Source organism: Kitasatospora sp. NPDC036755 (assembly GCF_040636595.1).
Taxonomy (GTDB): domain Bacteria; phylum Actinomycetota; class Actinomycetes; order Streptomycetales; family Streptomycetaceae; genus Kitasatospora.
In genome coordinates, this window is the sequence record NZ_JBEZUT010000001.1 from 1 (window position 1) to 21,164 (window position 21,164).

The following is a 21,164-nucleotide window of genomic DNA, read 5'->3' on the forward strand; positions in this document are numbered from 1 at the left end:
GCGTGGAGCGGTGAGCGGCCGAACCGGGCGTCGGTGAGCACCTGGCGCACGTCGTCGTACCGGGTCACGAGCCACACGGGCGTGCCGTTCGGCAGTTCCGTGAACCGAGGCGGCCCGGGGGCAGGGGAAACGATCCGGTGCAGCGGTACGGTGAGGTCGGAAGGCACTGTTGTTCCAGTTCTGTCGCGGGGCGGTCCCGGAGACGACCGAGCCCGCTGAGTCCGTTGACCCTTCTTTCCAGGCCGGCGCCGCGTATGCGATCAACCTGTGCGAGCGTCACCCGACAGGCGGGATCCCCGCGATCTTCCGGAGGTGCCGCCGCCCCACCTGCTAGGGGTGCGGGACTTGCCTCGACATGATCGGGCCGCGGGGAGGGACATCAGCTCCTGTACGCCCGGGCTGTGCGTGAACCTGAGCCAACGCGGCCAGGAGGGCCAGCCCTCGCGCGCCCGGGCCGGACCTCCTCCTGCGGTACGTCGCGGACGGCGACCCCGGTCAGCCCTCGCGCGCCCGGGCCGGACGTCCTGGAAGCCGGCTCCGGCTCCGGAACGTTCGGTCAGCCCTCGCGCGCCCGGGCCGGACGATGCCGGCCAGCCCCTGGTAGGCGCGCGTGACCGGTCAGCCCTCGCGCGCCCGGGCCGGACGCCGCGGCGAAGCACGGTGTCACGCTCGACGACGGTCAGCCCTCGCGCGCCCGGGCCGGACGCGCGGTGGTCCCCCTGTACCGGGGCCCGTGGCGGTCAGCCCTCGCGCGCCCGGGCCGGACTCCGACGCCGGCAAGAACCGGATGAAGGACTACGGTCAGCCCTCGCGCGCCCGGGCCGGACAGCAGCGGACGGCGCAGCAGGTGCGCGACGTACGGTCAGCCCTCGCGCGCCCGGGCCGGACCGAGCCGCCCTCACCGATCGTGGGCCCGGAGTCGGTCAGCCCTCGCGCGCCCGGGCCGGACCCCCGCCGCCACGACGACGGACGCCCCTACGACGGTCAGCCCTCGCGCGCCCGGGCCGGACCGCGTCGGGACGTCGTCCACGCGCACCTGCGCCGGTCAGCCCTCGCGCGCCCGGGCCGGACCCTTCGCGAGCTGGGCTTCTCTGTGGGCTTTGCGCGTTCTTTACCCTCTGTGGAGTTGTGGCCCGAGCGTGGTCGGGTGGAGTGTGGGCTGTCGGGGGATTACTCCCGCCGAGGTGACCCGCCGGCTGGCGGTGGGCCTTCCCGCGTCTGCCTTTCGGCGCGTCCGTGCCTGCCCTCGCGGGCGGGGCTTACCGGACTTCTACGGGCTTTTACGTCCCCCTCTACCAGGGGGACGGCGTGCCGGGCGATGTTGCGGGCCGCGTTGAGGTCGCGGTCGATCGTCAGGCCGCAGGTGGTGCAGTGGTACTCCCGTTCGGCCAGGGACAGTGTGGGTTTGACTGTCCCACAGGCCGAGCAGGTCTTGCTGGACGGGTGCCAGCGGTCGGCGACCGCGAGGCTGGAGCCGTACCAGGAAGTCTTATAGGTGAGCTGGCGGCGGAGTTCGCCGGGGGAGGCGTCGAGGACGGCCCGGTTGAGGCCTGCCTTCTGCCGGACTCGGCGGCCGGGCTGCTCGACGGTGCCCTTCGCGGAGGCGCTCATGCCGGTGACGTTGAGGTCTTCGACGGCGACGGTGGCGAAGCGGGTGGCCAGCTGCTTGGTGAGCTGATGGATGCTGGTGGCGCGGCGTTGGGCGATGCGGTGCTGGATGACGCCGACGCGGCGGGCGGCCCGGGTGCGGTGGTTGGATCCGCGCTGGGTGCGGGACAGGGCCCGCTGGGCCTTGGTGAGTTGGCGGGTGGCGGCGTCGAGGTGGCGGGGGTTGTCGACGTGGACGCTCGCCGGGTCGGCCGGGTTGAGGGGCTGGGAGAGGGTGGCGAGGTGGGAGATGCCCCAGTCGACGCCGATCGTGCCGCGGTCGGTCTGGGCGCGGGTCGGCTTGTCGGGGATGTCGCGGGTGACCTTGACGAGGACGCTGGCGTACCAGCGGTTGCCGCCTCGGGAGACGGTGACGGACTGCACGACCGCCTGGCCCCTGGTGATGAGGCGGGTCAGGGGTTTCGCGGAGTCGTGGATGCGCACCGAGCCGAGACGGGGCATGATCAGCCGGCGGTAGCCGTCGGGGCGGATCGTGGGCTTCTTCACGTCGTGGTGGAGACGGAAGGAGTCCCGGGCCTTGCCCTTCTTCTTGAAGCGAGGGTAGCCGACGGCTCGGCCGGCACGGCGGCCGGTGAGAGAGTCGAACCAGTTCTTGAACGCGGCGTCGGCGTCGTAGAACGCGGACTGGAAGGCGTAGGTGGACACCTCATGCCACCACGGGCACGGCAGGAACGGGCCGTGGAAGCCGTCCGGGTGCTCGTCGTCGTGCCGGGAGTCGCCCTTGACCTGGTTCAGGTGCTTCTTGATGGTGGCCTGGCCCGGGATGCGGATGCCGGAGCTGGCCTTCTTCCGGGCGTCGCGCTCGTCCAGGCCGCTGTCGACGAGGGCGTCGACCTGGGTGCGCCAGGCGCGGTGCGCGGCGATCTTCCGGGCGAGCGCCCAGTTGAAGGCCCACCGCGCGGCACCGGCGTGCCGGCTCAGATCCGCTTCCTGTGCGGGCGTGGGGTCGAGGGTGAACTTGAAGGCCTGCAACGTCTCCTGCAACAAGGCGCAGTTCACCCCCTCTCCGTGGCTGTTCGGCAACGCGTGGTGAGACCCTAGCGGCCTCCACCGACAATCCGCGTCGGGTTGCCGATCTGCTGCTGAAAAACGTTGGTGTGTGGAATAGTTGACCGTTTGAAGAGCCGCCGGTCAGGAGCCCTGAACGCGTCCTGGTTCGGCCGCAGAAGGGCCGGCCGACGTCGGATCGGGCCCGATGCTGCGGAAGATGTCCAGGGCGTCCGAGCGGTCACCGAAGGGACGCAGCGTCTGGCGGGTCACCGCGGTCCACATCGCGCGCTCCTCGTCGAGCGTCGCGGGCAAGACCAGGCCGAGGGCCTCGGCGAGGGGCTTGCGGCCCGTGTTGACGAGAGCCCGGACGGCGGACGCCCAGCTGTCGGTCGCCGAGACCGCGCACCGGTACCAGACCGGCGTGAGGAGCAGCGCCACGATCGCGGTGGCGAGCAGCGGCGCGACGCGGGCGGCGGCCGCGGCGAGGGAGGCGATCGCGGTGGCGGCCACGAGCACGTGGCCGTACAGCAGGGCGATGAAGAAGTCGACGTGGGTGTTCGCGGCCTCGATCTGTCGGCGGACCGGCCCGGGGGCGACGGCGGTCAACTCATCCCACAGTACCTGGGTGTCGAGTCGGAACCGGTCGTGGCCGTACTCCTCGAAGCGGCGGATGGCGTTGCCGAGCCGGGTCGGGGTGATCTGCCGGTCATCGATGGGGTAGCGGCGTAGCTGCTCGCCGAGCAGGGCGCGTTGGACTCGGTTGCGGTGTTCGTCGGCGGTCCGGTGACGCCGTAGGCCGGGGTCGGCTCGCAGCGCGGCGAGCCGGTCTGCTTCGGCCGGGGTGAGGGGTTCGCCGTCACGCTCCCGGACGGCCAGGAGGATCAGGCTTCGCCGCTTCTTGAACAGGCGCTTCCGGCGGACGTGGCGGGCGCAGCGGCGCTCCGTGAGCCAGCTGGGCCACAACAGGTAGCCCTCCAAGAACCGATAGAGCGAGGTCTTCAGGGTGAAGAGGACTAGGCCGAACAGGACGGCTCCGACCAGCAGGAGCAACGACGTGCTCGGCAGGCCGGCCGGGACGGTACCGGCGGCGAAGCCGGTCGTGCGTACAGTCGGCCACACCGCAGCGAGGAAGACGCCGAGATTCACGGCGGCAGGCAGGATCCAGCCCACCAGAAGCGCCCACGCTCCACTGAACGCGCCCTTGGCGATATCTCCCACCGGAGTTAGACGTCTTCCTCGTCGTCCTCGAACGGAGGGCCGGGTGGCCCGCTGACTCTGGGGTCGTTGCTTCGGCCGGTGTGTACGGGAGCGGGATAGGTGTTGCGGCTGCGGAAGGAGGTGTCCCCAGGGATCTGGTTGCCGCCGGAGGGTATAGGTGCGGCTTCTTCGGCCGGGGTGTCGGTGGTGCGGTCTAGGCCGTGTTTTGGAAGTGCTGAGCCTCGCGTTCTGCGGCAGCGATGATCTCCGCTGTGGTGCGTGGGGATCTTTCTGATGAGCAGTGGGCTGTGCTGGAACCGTTGTTGCCGGTGTCGGGGGCGGGGCGTCCGGCGATGTCCCAGCGGAGGCTCATAGACGGTGTCCGGTGGCGGGTGCGGACCGGGGCGCCATGGCGTGATCTGCCCGTGGAGTACGGGCCGTGGCAGACCGTCTACGGCCTCTTTCGGCGCTGGCAACGCGGCGGTGTGTGGGCTGCGGTGTTCACCGCCTTGCAGGCGCGCGCCGACTCGGCCGGGCAGATCGCCTGGGAGGTGAACGTTGACTCGACAATATGCCGGGCCCACCAGCACGCGGCCGGTGCCCGCCGCCTCGGGAACGAGCAGAAGGAACCGCCCGGTGGTGTGCGATCGGAACCCGCCGATCACGGGTTGGGCCGCTCGCGAGGAGGCTGGACGACGAAGATCCACCTGGCCTGCGAACAGCGCCAGCGCCCGCTGTCGGTGCTGGTCACAGCCGGACAGCGCGGCGACAGCCCGCAGTTCGTCGCGGTCCTGGAAGCCATTCGTGTTCCGCGGCTTGGACCGGGCCGACCGCGCACGCGACCCGACCGGGTTCGGGGCGACAAGGCGTACTCGTCCCGGGCGAACCGCGCTTACCTGCGCCGGCGGGGCATCCCCGCCACCATCGCCGAACCCGCTGACCAGGCCAGGAACCGCAGACGCCGTGGACGCGACGGTGGTCGGCCCCCAGCCTTCGACCGGGAGGACTACAAGGCCCGGCACGCGGTCGAGTGCGGGATCAACCGTCTCAAGCAGCACCGGGCGGTGGCCACGCGCTTCGACAAGCTCGCTGTCCGCTTCGAGGCCGCGGTTCACATCGCCGCGATCAACATCTGGTTGTGAGCCTCACCCCGGTTCGGCATGCCATGCTGGCCAGGATCACACCCGTGGCAGACGGTGAGGCAGAGAGGCAGGCGTTTCGATGGCGGCGCGCTACTACTGCGCGGACAGCGAGAACGGCGACCACATCGACGACCCGTCCGAATCAGCCCTGTTCATGCTGATCGACGACCTGAACGACTCCGACAACACATTCGTCGTGGTCCAGCCCGATCAGGAGGATCCCTCCTGGTTCGCGTCCGTGGCCGTGCTCGAAGAAGGCGGCTATGAGGTCGTCCGACGCGACTCCACACGCGATGAGCACGAGGTCACCACCGACACGAGCATCAACCGGATCGCGACGGACCTTACCGTGTGGATGGCGGCCCGCGGCATCAGCCGTCTCTAGAACACGATCACACCGCGTCTGCGGATCTCGTCCGCCTGAGCCCGTGCCGACACGGCCTCCGCTCTCGCCCTGATCTGGTCCTCCTCGAAAGGAAGCGCGCTCGCCAAGCCGTCCAGGCAGTCAGCGATCTTCTCCCGCCAGTCGGCGAACTCGCCGGGCTCTACACCGATTGGCCGTTTCGACTTCACAGCGCGAAGGCGGCGCAGAGCGGCCTTGAGCATGGGGTCAACCACGAGAGCTTCTTCCGATCGGCACGCGGCTGACCCCATCCTGCACCACTTCCAAAACACGGCCTAGGCCGGAAGCGGACATCATCTCGTCGATACTGAGCAGACGTCTGATCGATAGTTGGCCGCGCTCGACGGCCTCAAGCAGGGCTGGTCTGAGGGGTTCGAAGTCCAAGGCGTCCAACTGCGCCTGTTGGCTTTCAAGTTGGTCAAGCTTCCCGTGGATGTCTGGGCTATCGATGTAGCGGAGGGAGTCGATAGCGAAGTCGAGATGTGCGTTGTCGACGCCGGTGGCCAGCTTGCGTCGGTGCCAGACTCGCATGGTCGTCACCACGCGGGCGACGAGCTCGACGATCTCTTGATCTTCCATCATGTGCCCCCGATGCGATGCCGTCCACGGCACGGTAGCGCAGGGCGGAAGGCGGCAGGACGCGATCGGGTAAATGCAGATCGTTATGGCTGGGGCGTCTTGTTGAGGCGGGTGGTCTTCGCCCTGACTTCTATCCAGGATGCATTGCCCTGATTGCCCGTTTGGCCGAGGGTTCGCCGATTTGAGTGACGTGCTGCGATGTGTTGTCGTTTAATGAGGGCATGACTCATGGCGTGCCTGGGGGCTTGCTACGCCTCGGTTTGGCGGCCCTGTCCGCGGCCGGCTTGACCGGCCGTCCCCCACGAATATCGGCTCGGCCCACGTTCGTCCGGCCGGAGGCGGGCGGGATCGTCGTGAGGGACGAGCCCTACCTGATCACCTGGCACAGCGGCACGAGCGCCCACCACACGCTGACGCTGTTCACCGGTGACGAGACCGCGCTGTTCGCCGTGCAGACCATCAACGACACCGTCGACGGAGGTTCCGGCCAGTTCGTGTGGCTGGTCCCGCCGGACCTCCAGCCCGGCCGGTACACGCTCGGGCTCGGGCCGAGACCCGCCACCGGCTTCAGCGGCATGTTCGAGGTGGTACGCAGCGGCGGTGCGGTGCCCGTTTTGCGTTTGAGGCCGCTGGCCCTCGTAGGCTGAGCAGGGAGGCGCGGGTGGCACGGGCAATGTAGCCGCCCGGCTGTGGGGTGGACGGGGCGAGCGGTTCGCGCCATCAACGGGCCTGAGCTGTCCGGTAGTTGATTCACGCCAAGACCGTGCCGCGATGCCCGCGACCCGTCCCGATTCGGTGCCACCAGTTCCCTGAAGCACAGCGAGGCGTGGTGCGCGATGCGAGGATGACGCCCATGACGAGGATGCCGACGGGTTGGCGCCAGGTTCCGATGCCTGCCGAGGTGAAGGTTCTGCCACGGGACGTGCGCGGATACCCCGTGGGTTGGACGACCCTCTGGGAGAACGGCACACGGACAGTCCGCGAGGTCGCCGGCGCCGGCCGCACCCTGGTCTGCACCTGCGTGCCCGGCCGTGGCCAGCCCCTGCTCGGGCGGGTGTGCCCGCAGCGTCAGCGTGCTTGCATGCACGAGCGGCGGTGCCAGCTGTGCGGCCTCCGCATCAGGTACCGCTTCCGGGTGGTGTTCGTGGCGGGAGTACCTGAGGGCGACGGTCGGGGCTTCGTCATCGAACCTCCTCTCCATCGTTCCTGCGCCGCCTATGCGATCCAGGTGTGCCCGCATCTGATCACCGGCCACCGCGGCGGCGACCTGTACGTCGCCGAGGTCCAGGAGTACCACGTGCTGGAGCAACGGGTCCGCCCCCAGAGCCGGGGCCTGTCCGTCGACCTCTCACGCCGCGTCTTTACCCCCGGAAACACCGACGCCCACGTGTTCGGAGCCCTGGACAACCTCGTGGCCGTACCTCAGGGACCGTGGACGTCTGCGACCGACTGGCTGAGGCAGGCCCAGGTGGCCGTATAGGCCATGGGGTGACCGGCCGGGTCGGCCGTCACCAGTCCCTGGTCCGGGCCCTCGTTCTTCTCCCCGTGCTGAACCTGTTCACCGGCGACAGACCGTGCTGTCCTCCGCGCGGACCGCCAAGGCCGCCATCGACGGCGCGTCCGTCAGACGGCAGGTTGGGTGGGGGCGTGGTCGATGTGGCTGAGCTGCTGGCGGGCGGCCGCCAGGTCCTCGCCGGCCAGGTCCTTCCAGTACAGGTCGGCCCACACAGCGTGGGCGGCTTGCCGCTCCGCCTCCGCGTACTGTGCCGACTGCGTCAGCTGCTCGTCGTCCAGGCCCTGCTTCGCGGCGGCGAGGTCGCCGTCCCAGCGCGGCAGTGATGCGAGGAAGGTCAGGCGCTCCTGCCGGGCGGCGGTCAGCGCCCGCTGCGCGCTCGTCAGCTGGTCGGTGAATGCGCATATCCGGAATGAGCGGGTCCGGACTTTCGGGTGAGAGGGGAATGTGATCAGAAGCTGGTGCGGTGCGCGGCTTTCTGAGCAGTTTGGGCGAACCTAGATTCGAATCGGTGGGCTCGCTGAAGCGGAAATTGCGGGGTTCGGCCTCAAGCGGCTTAGGGGCTGGAACTGCCGGTAGGTTGAGTTCGTGCCGGTCAACCGGCGCCGACCCCGGGCGTGGTAACGCCCCACCGCGTCCGGGGTCGAACATGGAACCGATGAAGAACAAAGAGATGAAGGTATGCTCGACCGACGATTCCGCGGAGCGCGGCAGCGAATTCTTCCACGCTCCGATTTCGCCCACGCTAGCAGCAATTTCCCGCCGGGTTGGGCCTTGCGCTCGTTCGGGGTAATCGACGTCGTTGGACGTTTAAGCGGCGTACTCGCGGTCCCGCTCATCATGTGGGTCGCGTCGGGTGAAGGCTCGATTGCTGCTTCCCGTGTGGCCTTGCTCGTGTGTCTGCTCCATTTCACCAGGGAGATCGTGGTCCGCGTTCGGCGAGTGCGGGTGGTCTGACCGTCGAGGGCGGCTCTCCCTGGTCGAGGGAGGGCCGCCCTGGCTGTTGTGCGGGTCGGAGTCGAGGAACGGCAGGAGGAGGCGTGCGCCCGTACTTGCGAGGTCGCCCCTCGGGGGGCCTCTTGGAAGCGGCAGCGCGGAGCAGGGCGCGTAGCGGCTTCGAAGGCTTCGTCGAGCTGTACCGGGCGCAGTACGGCATGTATGCGCGGGCGAGACTGCAGGACGCGGGGCCTGCGGCTGAGGTGGTGGCGTGGACGTTCGGATACGTCGAGGCCGGCTGGGACGCAGTGCTGGGGTGCCCCGAGCCGACCGCGGTGTGCTGGGCTCTGCTGCGGGGTGCCGTTTCGCGGCGCACCGAGGTGGGCCGTCCCGCGGGGGACTGGCTGCACGAGACACTTCCGGCGGCTGCCGCCGACGCGGTTCTCCTGCGCTACCGGCTGGGGCTCGACCTTCCGGCCGCTGCGCGACTGATGGGGGTCAGTGCGGGGGTTGTGGAAGTGGAACTGCGTGCTGCACTTCGAATCCTTGCGCGCACATGACACTCAATGTCGACCCTGCGCCGGCTGGTTGAACAGGCGCCTGGCGAAGCGGGGTGGTGCGCGACCTGCGTAAATACGCCCCTATTCGCCGGGGTGCGCTACCTGGCGCTTCGGTCGCCTGCTCGGCATCGTGGTGAAACCCTGTGCCTTTTGCCTACGATGGGGCCCCAACTGCCCGGGGATCACCCTGGGTTGATCCGGCCACGGAAGGGGCGCCGTGGGTACCGAGGGTGGGCATCAGCATGCCATCGACACCTCCATCCCGAGTGCAGCGCGCATGTACGACTGGCTGCTCGGCGGCGAGCTGAATTTTGAAGCGGACCGGAAGGCCTGCGAGGACCTTCTGAAGATCGCTCCGAGCAGCCGCGAACTGGCCTTGAACAATCGGTGGTTCTTAGAGAGAGTCGTGCGCTTCCTCGCGCGCGAACGTGGGATCACCCAGTTCCTTGACCACGGGTCGGGTCTGCCGACCAGGCCCAACGTGCACCAGGTGGCCCAGGAGGTACGCGCGGATTCGCGGGTCGCCTACATAGATATCGACCCGATCGTGATCGCGCACGGTCGTACTTCACTGGACGTGAACAGCGGCACCAGGTTCATCGAAGCGAGCATGACCGATACCGGGCGCATCATCGAGCAGGCCTCCAAGGGCAGATTCATCGACTTCAGCCAGCCCGTGGCCGCTCTGTGGGTATCCGTGATCCACTGCCTGAAGGACGCGGAAGAGCCCGAGGCGATGATCCGGCGCATGCGGGAGCACCTCGCTCCCGGCAGCTACCTGGTGATCTGTCAGCTGGTGAGCGACGACAAGCAGGTCCGGAAGGCGGTCACCGACCTGATGGACCAGGGCACGGGCGGCCACTGGGGGCGCGTGCGCGAGAAGCGAGACGTCCGCCGATACTTCAGCGGCCTCGCCGTCCTCCCCCCGTACCTGGTGGACGTCACCCACTGGCGGCCGGACTCCGAGCTGCGAAGGCCGCAGGCGACGCACGAGTGGATCGAGTTCGGCGGAGTCGCCCGTATCCCCTGACGAAGAGAGGTGGCCCGTCAGCGGAGGAACCGCTGACGGGCCGCCTTCAGTATTTCCAGGCTCTCGTCACGGCCGGCGGCGTGCCCGAGAAGCATCGTCAGAGTGGTGCTGTGGCGGTCGAACGACGGTGCGCCCTCCTCCGGTTCGACCGGGCCGCCGATGCCCTTGACGAAGTACCTGCCGCGGTCGCCGACCTCCAGGTAGATCACGGAGGGCAGACCGGTGGACCCCATGCCGAAGTCGAGCAGTGTCATGGAGCACACGCCCGACAGGACCTGCATGCCGTCCAGCGGGACGATGCGGATCTGGATCCGCGGGTTGCCGGCGACGCCGATCAGGTGGTCGAACTGTCCGACCATGGTTTCCCAGCTGCCGATGCGGCGAAGCAGCATGCTCTCGTCGAAGAGGAAGATGCAGTCCGGAGGGTCAGCGAAGACCTTGGCTTGCCGGTAGAGGCGCAGCTTCACCCGCTCCTCGATCTCGTCGGCGCGCAGCGGCGGCTGGCTGCTGGCCATGACCGCCCTCATGTAGGCCTCGGTCTGCAGCAGCCCGGAGATGAGGTCCGCCTCGTAGGTCCACAGCCTGACGGCCGCGGGCTCCAGGCCGACCAGCTGCTCCATGGACGGGGGTGCGACGAGACCTGCCTGCTGCCACGTCGGCGGGTTGCTGGCCTGCTGGCCGAGCGTCACCAACCAGGCCTTCTGGGCGGGAGGCAGGTTGTAGAAGTCGGCGAGGCTCTCCGCGTCCCCGGCCTGCATGATCGCGTGTCCGGTCTCGATCTTGCACAGCTTCGAGGCGGACATGTTGGTGCCAGCGGCTACGGCGGCCTGCTTCAGCTTGCGGCTCAGTCGCAGTGAACGGAGCGCGGCTCTGGCAAGGACGGCCGCGGCGGTGGGGTTCTGCTTTGGATCGGCGTCCGGGCGGCCTGCCGGGACACCATCCTTAAATGCCGCGGAAGCATCAAAAACGGACACGCGGGCCCCAGTGTGGGAGAGACCGGATGGTAAACGGTCTCATGGTCTCACAAATCCGGGGCCGCGTGTCCGCGCTGGTATTCCCATGGGAATTCTAGTCGGTGACCATGTGGTCGTATTCGCCAGCCTTGACGCCTACCAGGTGCGCGGCCCACTCGGGCTTCGTGAACACCAGTGCGGGACCGTCCTTGTCGCGCGAGTTCCGAACCGCTACCTCCCCCTGGGTGGGTGCGACCTCCACGCACTGGCCGTTCGGAGAGCTTGCACTGCTCTTGACCCAGACCGCGTCGATCAACCCGGCCGGCATCCCGTTCCAGTGTTCCGTCACAGCGATCATCCCCTCTCGTGTTCGAAATTCTGGACGCCCCGAAAAATATGACCAGACACCTGGTTGTGCAGGTGGTCGAGTCGGGAAATTTCTGGAGGAAATTTCCTGGGGGTCGGGAATGAAGCGTAGCCCTCGATATTCGAACACCGGGCCCGCCAAACGGGTGACGGAAGTATTGTGTTGATATCACTGCGCGGTGATGTGATGGGGGGCGCGAGGGCCTGGTGCGCCGTCCCGCTGGTCTCGGACGGCCCGCGCTGGAGTGCGGGACTCCGAACGAGGTCGGGGCGGTGCCTAGCCCGGGGGAAGGGGCGGGCTGGCTCGTCGCGCCCGGCCAGCGGTACCGGCTCGTGGTCGTTGTTGATGCTGAGGGCGTGCCAGCCGGGGGCGCTGGAGAGGGCGGCCGGACTGATTGAACGGTTCGGGCGGTGAGCTGTCCGGGTGACGAGAATCCGAGACGCCGACTTATCCACAGGGAATTGGACCCACGCCCTCGGCGGGGCTGCGATCGGGCAGAGTCCTGGCACCGGCCGTCGACGACGGCCCGATCGAGAGGCTGATCGTCATGTACAACGTCGTGCCCGTCAGGACGGTTCGTCGGACCGGTCGCGTCCGGGTACGTCCTCCGGTCGTTCGGCGTGCCGGACGGGCCGGAGGCAAGGCGCGTCGACTGGGTGCGGCGTGTATCGCGGCCCGGCTTCTGGGGGAGCTGATCGGAGGACTCCTCGGTTCCTGACCGAACCCGCCCGTACCCGAGGTCCGGCCAGCCTCGTTGAAGCCGTGAGTGCCTGCTTCCCCGGGGCATTCATCGTCCGCACCGAGCGCCCAGACCGTTCAGCCCCTCGGCCTGGGTAACGCGCGGAGCCCCGGGTGACCTGATCGGAAGTTGGGTCACCCGGGCTCGCCCCCGGGAGCACCGTGTCGATGGCACCGCGCCTTGCTACCGTGAACGAGGACGGACAATCGGGGGGCCCGATGACCAGCTTCCACGTCAAGCCGACGGACATGATCGTCTCCTCCGCCGGGTTCAGTGACCTGCAGATCACGGCCAGGCAGATCTACCGCAGCCTCGTCTTCTCCATGGACGAGGTAGCGGGCATGGCCGGTGACGACGACGCCGGCAAGACGTTCGCCGCCAAGTACGACCCGGCCGCGCAGAAGCTCGTCGACGCGATGGCACAGGTCGTCGGCCAGCTCGGAGGCACCGCCAACGGCCTGCACACCATGGCGGTCGCCTACCTCCAGGCCGATGCCGACGTGGCCGCCGAGATGATGGCCCCGCAGAAGCTCCCGGCGTCCGCCGGCCCGGAGTGCGACGAGGAAGTCGCCAAGGCCAAGCTCCATTCCGCCGTCGGCCACAATGACAGCGGCGCCATCCACGACTTCCTCAAGAAGTTCTGGCCGCAGGGCGACCCCGGCAAGCTCCGCCAGGCCGCGGCGGGCTGGAAGACCTTCGCCGCCCTGATCAGCCGGCTGGGCGTCGAAGGCGACAGGAGGGTGCAGCGGGTCACCGCGTCCAGCACCTCCAGCGCCGTCACATCCTTTGTGCAGAACTGGGCGCGGATGCACGACGGCTGCGCCACGCAGGGCCCTCTGCTGAACAGCATCACGAACGCGGCCTTCAAGCTGGGGCAGGCCTGCGAGGCGTACGCGAAGGAGGTCGAGGACCTGCGGGACACCCTGGAGGACCTCGCCATCGGGGCGGGCATCGTCGCGGGTGTCGGCATCGCGCTGACGGTCTTCACGTTCGGCGGGTCCGACGTCGCCGCGGCCGGGGGCGAGGCCGCGATCGTGGCCGAGGCCGGCACCGCGGCGGTCGCGATGGCCGCAGCGGTGGAGGGCAGCGCGGAGCTCGCCGTGCTGGCCGAGGCGGCGGCCGTGGTCGACACCGCGGCAGCCAGCCTGATCCCGGTCGGAGCAGGAGCCCTTGCCGCGGCCACTGCCGCGGGCGTCGTGCTGGCCGGGGCGGGCGACGCCGCGGCAGCGCCGACTCCGAAGCCGCCGCCGTTCACCGTCACCCCCGGCATGCCGCCCCTGCCGCACGACCCGCTCAGCCCGTTCCCGGTGCTGCCACCGCAGCAGCAGGCCGCGATCCGGGCGTGGATGACGCAGATGCAGCAGGACGGCAGGACTTTCCAGGCCAACGGCCCCCATGCGCCGACGCCCCCGGCGAAGGCGGACTCGAAGATCAACGCGAGGCGGGCCTACCAGGTTCGTGTGGCCGGGTCGACGGAGTACCGGCTGTACAGCTCCGTCACCGATCCGGCGACCGGGCGGGAGCTGGGGATGGACGCCGACGGTGTCCGTCCGGAGGACGGCGCCGCGATCGACGCCAAGTACATCGGACAGCAGCAGAGTTGCCGATCGCCGTTCCGCCTGGACAACGCCGACAACGTCTTCGAGTTCGCGTACGAGAACACCATGGAGGGGGAGTCCAAGAAGCTGGAAAAGTACGCGTCCTCCCTGAAGGATCCCCGCAACACGGTCAACCACCTCGAACTCATCACGAACGACCCCAAGGCCTCCGCCTACTTCCAGTCCCTCATGACGGCCCAGGGCGTCACCGGCCGCGTCCGCATCGAACCCTGACCGACCGCACCCGGCAGTACCACCGAGAGAAACGAGAGCACCCCGTGGGATCCAGCTTCTACGTCAGCGCCGACCGCGAGCACGCCGGGCCGTGGACCTTCACCGGCGAGCAGGTACAGGAGAGCGTCCTGAGGCACTGGCCGGACGCCACGGTGAGCAGCGCACATGAAGGCTTCCTGGAGATCGTGGCGGACGCCGGATCCGGGCGGCCGGCGGAGCTGTCGTTCAACCTCCGGCACGGCGTGTTCGGCTTCGAAGACCGCGGGTCGCCCGTCGGGCCCTTGACCGTCCTCTACAAGGTGCTGCACGACTTGGCGCCGGAGGTGCCCGTCGTGTGGTGGATCGACTACGACGTGGACCCCCAGGCCCTCGACTTGACCAGCGGGCTCCAGGCGTTCGTCCAGAGTTTCCCGGGGTAGCCGGCCCGCGGCCTGATCCCCGCCGGGGCGGGCGGGGCGAAGACCCCGGTCGTACGCGCACTGGGTGGTCGTGGAGGTCATGTCGGGCGCGTTCGCCGTGCAGCCGCTGCCCGTCCGGGCCTGGGCTCGCCCGGTAGGGGATCATGGGTGGTGGCGCGGGGGCGCACCACGGAGGACCTGCGCCCATGCCCCGCCCCAACCGGGCCCAGCGCGCCGCGATCGCCCAGCGGCGGGCCGACGCCGTCGAACTGCGTCTCGCTGGCGCCGATCCGCTGACCGTCGGCCGCAAGCTCGCCGCCGACCCGGCCATCAACAGCGACCGGATCGCCTACCCGTTCGGGTACGGCTACGAGCTGTACTCCAAGGGCCGCCCCGGCCCGGACGACGAGACGCTGGTGCGCTCGGCCAACCGGGATGTGACGGAGGCACTCGGACACCGGCTCGCCGCGGCGCAGGCCGACGTCGAGGCGCTGCGCGCGCTGGAGGACGCGCGCCTGGACCGGCTGTACCTTGTCGCCTACCGGCGGGCGGTGCGCGACGGTGAACTCCAGGCGATCGACCGGGCGTTGCGGATCATGGATCGCCGGGCCCGCCTGCTGGGCCTGGACCAGCCGGTGCGCACCGAGATCAGCGGGTACGACGGTGGCCCGATCGAGGTCGCGGCGGACACCACCGGCGACGAACTGGCCGCGCTGATCGCCCTGACCGACCCGGCCGCCGCCCGGGACGAGGCGTGACTGCGGCTGACGGCCTGGTCGAGGAGTACCGGCTCCTGCCCGCCGAGCGCCGCCGGGCCATCGCCGAGCAGGCATCGCCGGCGCTGCGCACCCGGCTCGCGGCGGTGGAACGCGACCTCGCGCTGCGCCACTCGCCGGGCTCCCTCGCCGCGCTGCTCACCGACGGCCGGGAGATGCAGGCCGCGCACCTGGACCTGATTGACCAGGCGTTCCGGCGGATCGCGGCGGGAGAAACGATTCGCCTGCTGCTGACGATGCCGCCCCGGCACGGCAAGTCGCGGCGGGCCGCCAGGTGGGCGCCGTTGTGGTACTTGCTCCAGCGGCCGGACCACCGGGTCATGATCGCGTCGTACTCGGCGGACCTCGCGGATGATCACGGCAGGTGGATCAGGGACGCGATCACCACGTGGGGCGAGCAGCTCGGCGTCACCCTGCACCCGGGTAGCAAGGCCGCGAACCGCTTCGACATCGCGGGCCGGGAAGGCGGCCTGTTCGCGGCCGGCGTGGGCGGCGGCCTGACCGGCAAGGGTGCGAACCTCGCGATCATCGACGACCCGATCAAGGACGCCGCGGACGCCCAATCGCCCACCATGAGGCGCCGGTTGTGGGAATGGTGGCAGGCCGTCCTCCTCACCCGCGTCGAACCGGGTGGCAGCGTGATCGTCATCCAGACGAGATGGGACGAGGACGATCTCGCAGGCCGGATCCTGGCAGGGGAGACGGCGTCCGACTGGACGATCATCGACCTGCCGGCCATCGCGGACAGCGAAGACGACGCGCTCGGCCGGAAGGTCGGCGAACCGCTGTGGCCCGCCCGGTACGGGAAGAAGGCGCTCGCGGGGATCCGCCGCGCCGTCGGCGAGCGGGTGTGGGCGAGCCTGTTCCAGCAGCGGCCCCGCCCCGTCGAGGGCGGGGTGTGGCGGCGGGCGTGGATCGACGCGGCCCGGATCACGGCCGTCGAGTTCGCGGGCATCGAACTGGCCCGGGTCGTCGTCGCGGTCGACCCCTCCGGCGGAGACAGCTCCGTCAACGACGAGACCGGCATCGTCGGACTCGGCCTCGACTACCAGGACCACCTGTACGTCCTCGCGGACGAGTCCGAAACCCTCGGCGCGAACGACTGGGGCCTCACCGCCTGCCGGCTCGCTCTGCGGCTGCGCGCCGACGCGATCGTGGTCGAGGCGAACTACGGCGGGAACATGGCCCGCCAGATCCTCGCCCAGGCGTGGGACCAACTCGCCCGCGAAGGCGAGACCCGCGGCCAGCTGATGCCGCTGATCGTCGAGGTCAACGCCAAGGTCGGCAAGAGACTGCGCGCGGAGCCGGTGGCGCAGCTGTACGAGCAGGGCAGGGTCCATCACGTCGGCCACTACCCGGAGCTGGAGGGACAGATGGTGACGTGGGTCGCCGGAATGGACAGCCCCGACAGGATGGACGCCGCCGTGCACGGCCTGACCGAACTGGCCGGCGCCGGGCAACTCGACGTCCTCGCACAGGGCATGGACGACACCCGAATGTCCGGCCGCCGGTGACACGGGTAGGTGGGCCCTGGTGTAGCCCCTGAGCTACACCAGGGCCCACCCTGCGGGTGGCGGATCAGGTCTGGGGCAGCGCCTCGGTGAAACCCGGGATCAGAGCAGCGTCCTCGTTCAACGCGAGCCAGCACAACCAGGTGCGGTACCGGCCGATTTCGGTGCTGTCTGCCCTGCTGTCCCGAAGAGCACTGAGCCTGTCCGGCAAGTACGTGAGCAGGGTGACCGGGTCGAAGCGACTGTCCTGCTGCAGCTTCGCCAAGACCTCTTCCGATAGCTCCATGGACGTCAGGCTCGCCAGGCTCGACTGGAAGCGGGTCTCGAACCCTGTGATGTCCGAGTTGCTGAGCGCCCAGTCGGTCGGCACTTGCGATAAGCGGGGAGGCTGCTCGTTGCTCCAGAGGACTTTGTCCGTCCTGCGATCGACCGCGGTCAGCCATCGCGTTCGGGGGATGGCCTGGGTGGTGACGAACCAGGAGTCCGGATCGGTCCCGGCGCAGTCCAGGTTTCGGCCTTCGAGAGTGGCTTCGAACCTGGCGATCAACCAGGGGTGGACGCCGCGTTCGGGCTGGACGGCGATGCGGACTTGAAGGCGCTGCGGGTCGGCTCCGGTGCCTTGGCCGTCGGAACGGTCGGTCAGCCACAGCAGCGGGAGGTCGTCGAGCGAGGAGGTCTGGTGGCTGCGAGCCTCCAGCTGGCCGCTGGTCCGTATGTGGGCCCAGCCATCGTGGCTGGTGAAGTGGTAGAGCATCACGGCATTCAGTGTGGCAGCCCAGGTCGCAATGGAGGGCCCTTGCCGTCGGCGGGTGGGCCTGGGACGGCCCGGTGCTGGGGCTTCTCGCCGAAGTAGGGTGGCGGGCATGCTGCCCTACGCCTCGCCCTCCTTTGTCAAGCCCCAATCCGTCAGGGGCGTGGTCGAGATGCTGCTCGCCGCCCAGGCGACGGGCGACTTCGCCATGGTGACCGCTGCCCTGCAGTCCCACGTGCTACGGGAGCTGGACCATCGGCAGAAGGGCCTCGGCAACCTCCACCTCGCCTACGCGTTTGCCGCCCTGCTGCTCCGGGAGTGTCCACCGCACGACCGCGACCGCCACGGTGTTCCGGACCTTCGCCGACTGGTGCGGGCGGGAACCGACGAGATGCTGCACGCCCGGCTGGAGATCGCCGAGGAGACCGGCACGCCGTTCGGCGTCGCGGACGCCAAGGCCGAGGACGCCCGGCTCCTTGCCGCGGTCCCGCTCACGCAAGAATTCCTCAGGCTCTGCCGCCTTCAGCCATCGGCCACCGCCGAGTTCGTCCGGCAGGAGGCGCGCCGGTGCGCCGCGATGACCGACGAGATGTGGGCCGTGCTGTACGAAGCGTGTTCCGCAGTGCGCGGATGCTGCGGGTAGGGGCCGTGCTATCGAGGTGAGGCGACGACGGCGTCCCGCAGGACCTCGGTGATGGGCGTCCAGGTGCTCGTCCCGTTCAGCGCGCCCGGCCAGTGCCCGGTCGGGTTGGTGGACAGCTGCTGGGGCCGGTTGCCGGGCGTGCCGTAGGCCAGGGCCGCGACGGTTCGCAGGTCGACCTGCGAACCGCGTGCCCGGCCGGTGTCGTGGACCAGCCGCGCCATCGCTTGCCGGCCTGCCCTGCCGAGTTCCCGCATCGTGGCGCGCACCGTGACGTCGTGGACGCCGCCGCGTCGGGTGAGACTGCCGAGGACCGTGCCGATGCTGGGGCCGCCGGGCAGGTGAGCTTGCCGGCTGGGCGCGGTGACGACGAGCGCGGCGAAGATCGCGAGGACGGCGGCCAGAGCGTTCTCCTCGGCGAAGGTCTGGCGGCGGTCCTCGCTCAACGAGCTGAGGGGCAGCGGAAGTCCGGCTTCGAGCACGGCCGGGTAGAGGACGGCCGGGATTCCGCTGGCCCGGAGCCAGGCCCCCGAGGCCGACTCGTCGGGTGGGGCGGCCCAGCCGCGCGCCTGGGAAACCCAGGGCCCGTCGACGGGAGGCTTCGTGGCCAAGTGCTGGCACAGCGTGTTCAGGTACGTTTCGTCGAGCGGGGCAGGCATCGCTGTTCTCCTTCGAGGGACAGGCAAGTGGGTGATCGAGGGGGCGATCGCGGTGGGAGTATGGGCGGCCGGGGCGTCGCCGTTCCCTCCTTGGGGTTCGTGACCCGGCTTGCAAGATCAGGCGTGCGGTCCCGGCCGCCTTGCCCAACCGTGGCGCCGCCTGGACGGCCTCGGGTGGACGGAGAGACGGCCGGGCCGGGCACCGTATCCGCGACGGGGCTCAGGGCCCGGGGTTTAGTTCTAGGCGTGCTCCCGGCCCGGCCGTCCGTCCGCCCACCCGAGATTCAGGCGGCAGCGGCTTCCACTTCGGGCGCGCGCGGCCAGGCCGCGGCAGCGTCGAACTCGACGTCGTGGCGCAGGCAGTAGTGCAACGAGGACATGAGCTTCGCGAACAGCCGCCTCAGAGCTGCGTTGTGGCGGTCGCCGGCTTCGCGGCGCCGGTCGTAGTAGGCCCGGCACTCCGCCGACTTCGTGAGGGTGGTGAACGCCCAGAGGTGCCCGTACCCAGCCAGGAACTTGTTCGCGGAGATCCGCCGGTGCAGGACGGTGCGGGAGGACCCTGACGCCCAGGTGAACGGGCGGGCGCCCGCGTAGGCGGCCATGCCCTTCCCGGTGGGGAACCGGGCCGGGTCGTCGCCGAGTTCGCCGAGCAGACGCGCGCCGGTGAGCGCGCCGACACCGGGGAACGACAGGTAGATCTCACTCTGCGGGTGCTGGAGAAACAGGTCGGTTGCGGCGCTCGTCATCTCCTCGACGGTCTCGCTCGCCTCGTTGACGAACCGCAAGGTGGACAGCACCCCCTGCCCGAGGGCGTCCTCCACGGAGGGAGGGTTGCGCAGGACCGGCTCGCGGAAGACCGCGTGGAGGCGGTCGGTCTCCGAGTCCAAAAGCCGGGATCGGCCCCCGCGTTCGAGGGCGGCGCGGATCTGCCGCCGGGTGAGGCGGGCCGCCTGGCCGCTGGTCGGGGCCAGCGCGATGACCTCGCGGGCCTCGGCACGCAGCAGCTTGTGCTCCATGGTCGCCCAGGCGCTGATGGCGGCCGGGTGGACCTGGCGGAGCTGGGCACGCATCTGGAGGTAGTGGTACTGGCGGGTCCGGACGGCCCGGAGCTGGGCTCGGGTCAGGGCGCCGATCGCGTTGGCGTGATCGGAGCTGCGGTGCAGCGGTCGGTGGAGGTGCCCGTCGGTGCGCAAAATATTGGCGAGTAGCTGGCAGTCCTGGGCGTCCGACTTCTTTCGGTTGCCGGGGTTGATACGGCCCCGGTAGCGGGCGACGGTCGCCGGGTGGATCGGCACGACGGGCTGGCCGTGCTGCTGGAGCGCGGCAACCAGGAGGCCTCGGCTCGCTTCGATGGCGATGGGGACGGACTTGCGGCTGAAGCCGTTGCTGGCGCGCACCCCGGAGATGACCTTGAGCATGTCGCGGATGCCGGCGGGTGTGGCCTCGAAGCGGGTGCTCGCCACGAGTTGACCGGTGCGGTCGACAACGGCAAGGTCGTTCAGGTTCTCAGACCAGTCGATACCGGCAAATAACGCCCACGATGCCACGGTGCCCCCTCGGCGAGCCGCCGGACAGGCTGCCCGCCGACACCGCTCCCGCTGGCCGCATCACAGCTCGGGCGTGGGTCGGCGGGCTCCCCGCCGGGTGGCCATCCGCAGCCACGGATGGAACATAAATGCTCCACTCGCGTCATGGCAAGCTTGTTCGACCATTGCTGTCCGGTCGCGGCGGCGGTGGCGAACGGCCGGGTCAAGTTGGCGAGCCGCCGTCCGGGCTCCGCTGGAACACGTACGTCCGCTGCTCGACCAGATTGGTCACGACATATCGGTGCTGGGCACAGTTGCGGGCCGCAGCGCCGACTGCGGGCAGCAGCCGGCTCTCCGCGCGAACGACGACGCCGTTCTCCGCGTACCAGCGGACAGAGTGATCGACGAGGCGTGCGGACACGAGCCGAGCCACACGGCAACGCCATCCCGTGGCGCTGGTGGAGAGGAGGTGGCCGGTGACCTCTCCGGGCGAGTGCTCCCGCGCGCCGGCGTCGTATCCCTCGCGCAGACCGAGTCCGACGATCGCGGCGTCGTCCCCCCGCCCGGCGCCCCGGGTCCAACCGGTGGTGGCGACTAGCCGGTGCACGGCGGCGTCGCACGCCGAGGTATCCGGTGTGCCGTACGTGCGGCTCGGGTCCCGGTACAGCACCACTTCGTTCACCGGCTCGTCAGCGGTCCCAGGCAGAAAGGCCGCGACCGGCCACGTACGAGCCAGGCCGGTAAGCACGTGCCGGACCCGCTGGACCGGCAGCGCGGTGGGCAGGTGCAGCGTTTGCGTCCAAGCCCCCTCTGCGGAAGCCACCTCAATGTAGTGCGTCATGGGACGACTGTGCAGCAGATGAACGACCACCGAACCGCGGTTCGCCACGTTGGCCTTCCTGGTCGGCTCCTGCTTTCGTGAAGGGCCTTGCTGGGCTGCGGTCTTCGTCCCTGGCGGCCGTGCCGGGTGATGTGAGCACCGCTGCCGCGGACG

Annotated in this window: 21 protein-coding genes, 1 pseudogene and 1 CRISPR repeat array; of the genes and pseudogenes, 11 read left to right on the forward strand and 11 right to left on the reverse strand. The window is 69.7% G+C overall.

Annotated features, from left to right (window positions below; translation table 11 throughout):
- From AB0E96_RS00005 to AB0E96_RS00015, 3 genes and pseudogenes are all read right to left on the reverse strand, one after another.
- A pseudogene (locus AB0E96_RS00005) lies at positions 1–167 on the reverse strand (cytochrome P450); the annotation flags it as partial.
- Positions 168–376: 209 nt separating this feature from the next.
- Positions 377–1,071: a CRISPR direct-repeat array (repeat unit 29 nt; unit sequence CGGTCAGCCCTCGCGCGCCCGGGCCGGAC).
- Positions 1,072–1,170: 99 nt separating this feature from the next.
- Positions 1,171–2,667, reverse strand: a complete 1,497-nt coding sequence (gene tnpB, locus AB0E96_RS00010) for an IS607 family element RNA-guided endonuclease TnpB (RefSeq protein ID WP_359816668.1) — start codon at positions 2,665–2,667, stop codon at positions 1,171–1,173.
- Between the two features lie 132 nt (positions 2,668–2,799).
- Entirely contained in the window at positions 2,800–3,804 is a 1,005-nt protein-coding gene (locus AB0E96_RS00015; RefSeq protein WP_359816670.1) for a hypothetical protein, read from the reverse strand.
- Between the two features lie 323 nt (positions 3,805–4,127).
- On the opposite strand from AB0E96_RS00015, the gene AB0E96_RS00020 reads away from it, so the two are divergent.
- The gene (locus AB0E96_RS00020) at positions 4,128–4,997 is read left to right on the forward strand and encodes an IS5 family transposase (RefSeq protein ID WP_359816880.1); all 870 of its coding nucleotides are present in this window, start codon (positions 4,128–4,130) and stop codon (positions 4,995–4,997) included.
- A gap of 79 nt (positions 4,998–5,076) precedes the next feature.
- A complete protein-coding gene (locus tag AB0E96_RS00025) occupies positions 5,077–5,382 on the forward strand; it encodes a hypothetical protein (protein WP_359816672.1) in 306 nt (101 codons plus the stop codon).
- On the opposite strand, the gene AB0E96_RS00030 is transcribed toward AB0E96_RS00025, so the two are convergent.
- Both AB0E96_RS00030 and AB0E96_RS00035 read right to left on the reverse strand, forming a co-directional pair.
- Positions 5,379–5,615 carry a hypothetical protein gene (locus AB0E96_RS00030; protein ID WP_359816674.1) on the reverse strand — a complete coding sequence of 79 codons (237 nt, stop codon included), beginning with the start codon at positions 5,613–5,615 and terminating at the stop codon, positions 5,379–5,381. The two genes, AB0E96_RS00025 and AB0E96_RS00030, sit on opposite strands and share 4 nt — an antisense overlap.
- On the reverse strand, positions 5,608–5,982 hold the full coding sequence (locus AB0E96_RS00035) for a hypothetical protein (protein WP_359816676.1): 375 nt from the start codon (positions 5,980–5,982) through the stop codon (positions 5,608–5,610). Before AB0E96_RS00035 ends, AB0E96_RS00030 begins: the two co-directional genes overlap by 8 nt.
- Positions 5,983–6,200: 218 nt before the next feature.
- On the opposite strand from AB0E96_RS00035, the gene AB0E96_RS00040 reads away from it, so the two are divergent.
- The 4 genes from AB0E96_RS00040 to AB0E96_RS00055 all read left to right on the forward strand — a co-directional run bounded on the left by AB0E96_RS00040 (position 6,201) and on the right by AB0E96_RS00055 (position 10,018).
- Positions 6,201–6,626: a Ser-Thr-rich GPI-anchored membrane family protein gene (locus tag AB0E96_RS00040; protein WP_359816677.1), complete on the forward strand. Its 426-nt coding sequence runs from the start codon at positions 6,201–6,203 to the stop codon at positions 6,624–6,626.
- Positions 6,627–7,060: 434 nt separating this feature from the next.
- A complete protein-coding gene (locus tag AB0E96_RS00045) occupies positions 7,061–7,459 on the forward strand; it encodes a hypothetical protein (protein ID WP_359816679.1) in 399 nt (132 codons plus the stop codon).
- A 1,112-nt stretch (positions 7,460–8,571) separates the two neighbouring features.
- The gene (locus AB0E96_RS00050; RefSeq protein ID WP_359816681.1) at positions 8,572–8,988 is read left to right on the forward strand and encodes a sigma factor-like helix-turn-helix DNA-binding protein; all 417 of its coding nucleotides are present in this window, start codon (positions 8,572–8,574) and stop codon (positions 8,986–8,988) included.
- Positions 8,989–9,205: 217 nt separating this feature from the next.
- Entirely contained in the window at positions 9,206–10,018 is an 813-nt protein-coding gene (locus AB0E96_RS00055) for an SAM-dependent methyltransferase (RefSeq protein ID WP_359816683.1), read from the forward strand.
- A gap of 17 nt (positions 10,019–10,035) precedes the next feature.
- On the opposite strand, the gene AB0E96_RS00060 is transcribed toward AB0E96_RS00055, so the two are convergent.
- Entirely contained in the window at positions 10,036–10,992 is a 957-nt protein-coding gene (locus AB0E96_RS00060) for a helix-turn-helix transcriptional regulator (RefSeq protein ID WP_359816685.1), read from the reverse strand.
- A 94-nt stretch (positions 10,993–11,086) separates the two neighbouring features.
- Complete coding sequence (locus tag AB0E96_RS00065) at positions 11,087–11,329, reverse strand: DUF397 domain-containing protein (protein WP_359816687.1); 243 nt, start codon at positions 11,327–11,329, stop codon at positions 11,087–11,089.
- A 966-nt stretch (positions 11,330–12,295) separates the two neighbouring features.
- On the opposite strand from AB0E96_RS00065, the gene AB0E96_RS00070 reads away from it, so the two are divergent.
- The 4 genes from AB0E96_RS00070 to AB0E96_RS00085 all read left to right on the forward strand — a co-directional run bounded on the left by AB0E96_RS00070 (position 12,296) and on the right by AB0E96_RS00085 (position 16,597).
- Positions 12,296–13,909 (forward strand): restriction endonuclease fold toxin-2 domain-containing protein, encoded by a 1,614-nt coding sequence (locus AB0E96_RS00070; protein ID WP_359816688.1) that lies wholly within the window; start codon positions 12,296–12,298, stop codon positions 13,907–13,909.
- Positions 13,910–13,953: 44 nt separating this feature from the next.
- Positions 13,954–14,328, forward strand: coding sequence for a hypothetical protein (locus tag AB0E96_RS00075; protein ID WP_359816690.1), 375 nt, complete (start codon positions 13,954–13,956; stop codon positions 14,326–14,328).
- Between the two features lie 185 nt (positions 14,329–14,513).
- Positions 14,514–15,065 carry a hypothetical protein gene (locus AB0E96_RS00080; RefSeq protein WP_359816692.1) on the forward strand — a complete coding sequence of 184 codons (552 nt, stop codon included), beginning with the start codon at positions 14,514–14,516 and terminating at the stop codon, positions 15,063–15,065.
- Positions 15,062–16,597, forward strand: a complete 1,536-nt coding sequence (locus tag AB0E96_RS00085) for a terminase family protein (protein WP_359816694.1) — start codon at positions 15,062–15,064, stop codon at positions 16,595–16,597. Before AB0E96_RS00080 ends, AB0E96_RS00085 begins: the two co-directional genes overlap by 4 nt.
- A 64-nt stretch (positions 16,598–16,661) precedes the next feature.
- Here AB0E96_RS00085 and AB0E96_RS00090 read toward each other — a convergent pair whose 3' ends face one another.
- Positions 16,662–17,351: a hypothetical protein gene (locus tag AB0E96_RS00090; protein WP_359816695.1), complete on the reverse strand. Its 690-nt coding sequence runs from the start codon at positions 17,349–17,351 to the stop codon at positions 16,662–16,664.
- Between the two features lie 106 nt (positions 17,352–17,457).
- Here AB0E96_RS00090 and AB0E96_RS00095 point away from each other — a divergent pair, with 106 nt between their 5' ends.
- Positions 17,458–17,988, forward strand: coding sequence for a hypothetical protein (locus tag AB0E96_RS00095; RefSeq protein WP_359816697.1), 531 nt, complete (start codon positions 17,458–17,460; stop codon positions 17,986–17,988).
- A gap of 8 nt (positions 17,989–17,996) precedes the next feature.
- On the opposite strand, the gene AB0E96_RS00100 is transcribed toward AB0E96_RS00095, so the two are convergent.
- From AB0E96_RS00100 to AB0E96_RS00110, 3 genes are all read right to left on the reverse strand, one after another.
- A complete protein-coding gene (locus tag AB0E96_RS00100) occupies positions 17,997–18,644 on the reverse strand; it encodes a hypothetical protein (RefSeq protein ID WP_359816699.1) in 648 nt (215 codons plus the stop codon).
- A gap of 284 nt (positions 18,645–18,928) precedes the next feature.
- On the reverse strand, positions 18,929–20,191 hold the full coding sequence (locus tag AB0E96_RS00105) for an IS110 family transposase (RefSeq protein WP_359816701.1): 1,263 nt from the start codon (positions 20,189–20,191) through the stop codon (positions 18,929–18,931).
- Positions 20,192–20,393: 202 nt separating this feature from the next.
- Positions 20,394–21,011 (reverse strand): hypothetical protein, encoded by a 618-nt coding sequence (locus AB0E96_RS00110; RefSeq protein ID WP_359816703.1) that lies wholly within the window; start codon positions 21,009–21,011, stop codon positions 20,394–20,396.
- Positions 21,012–21,164 lie beyond the last annotated feature (153 nt).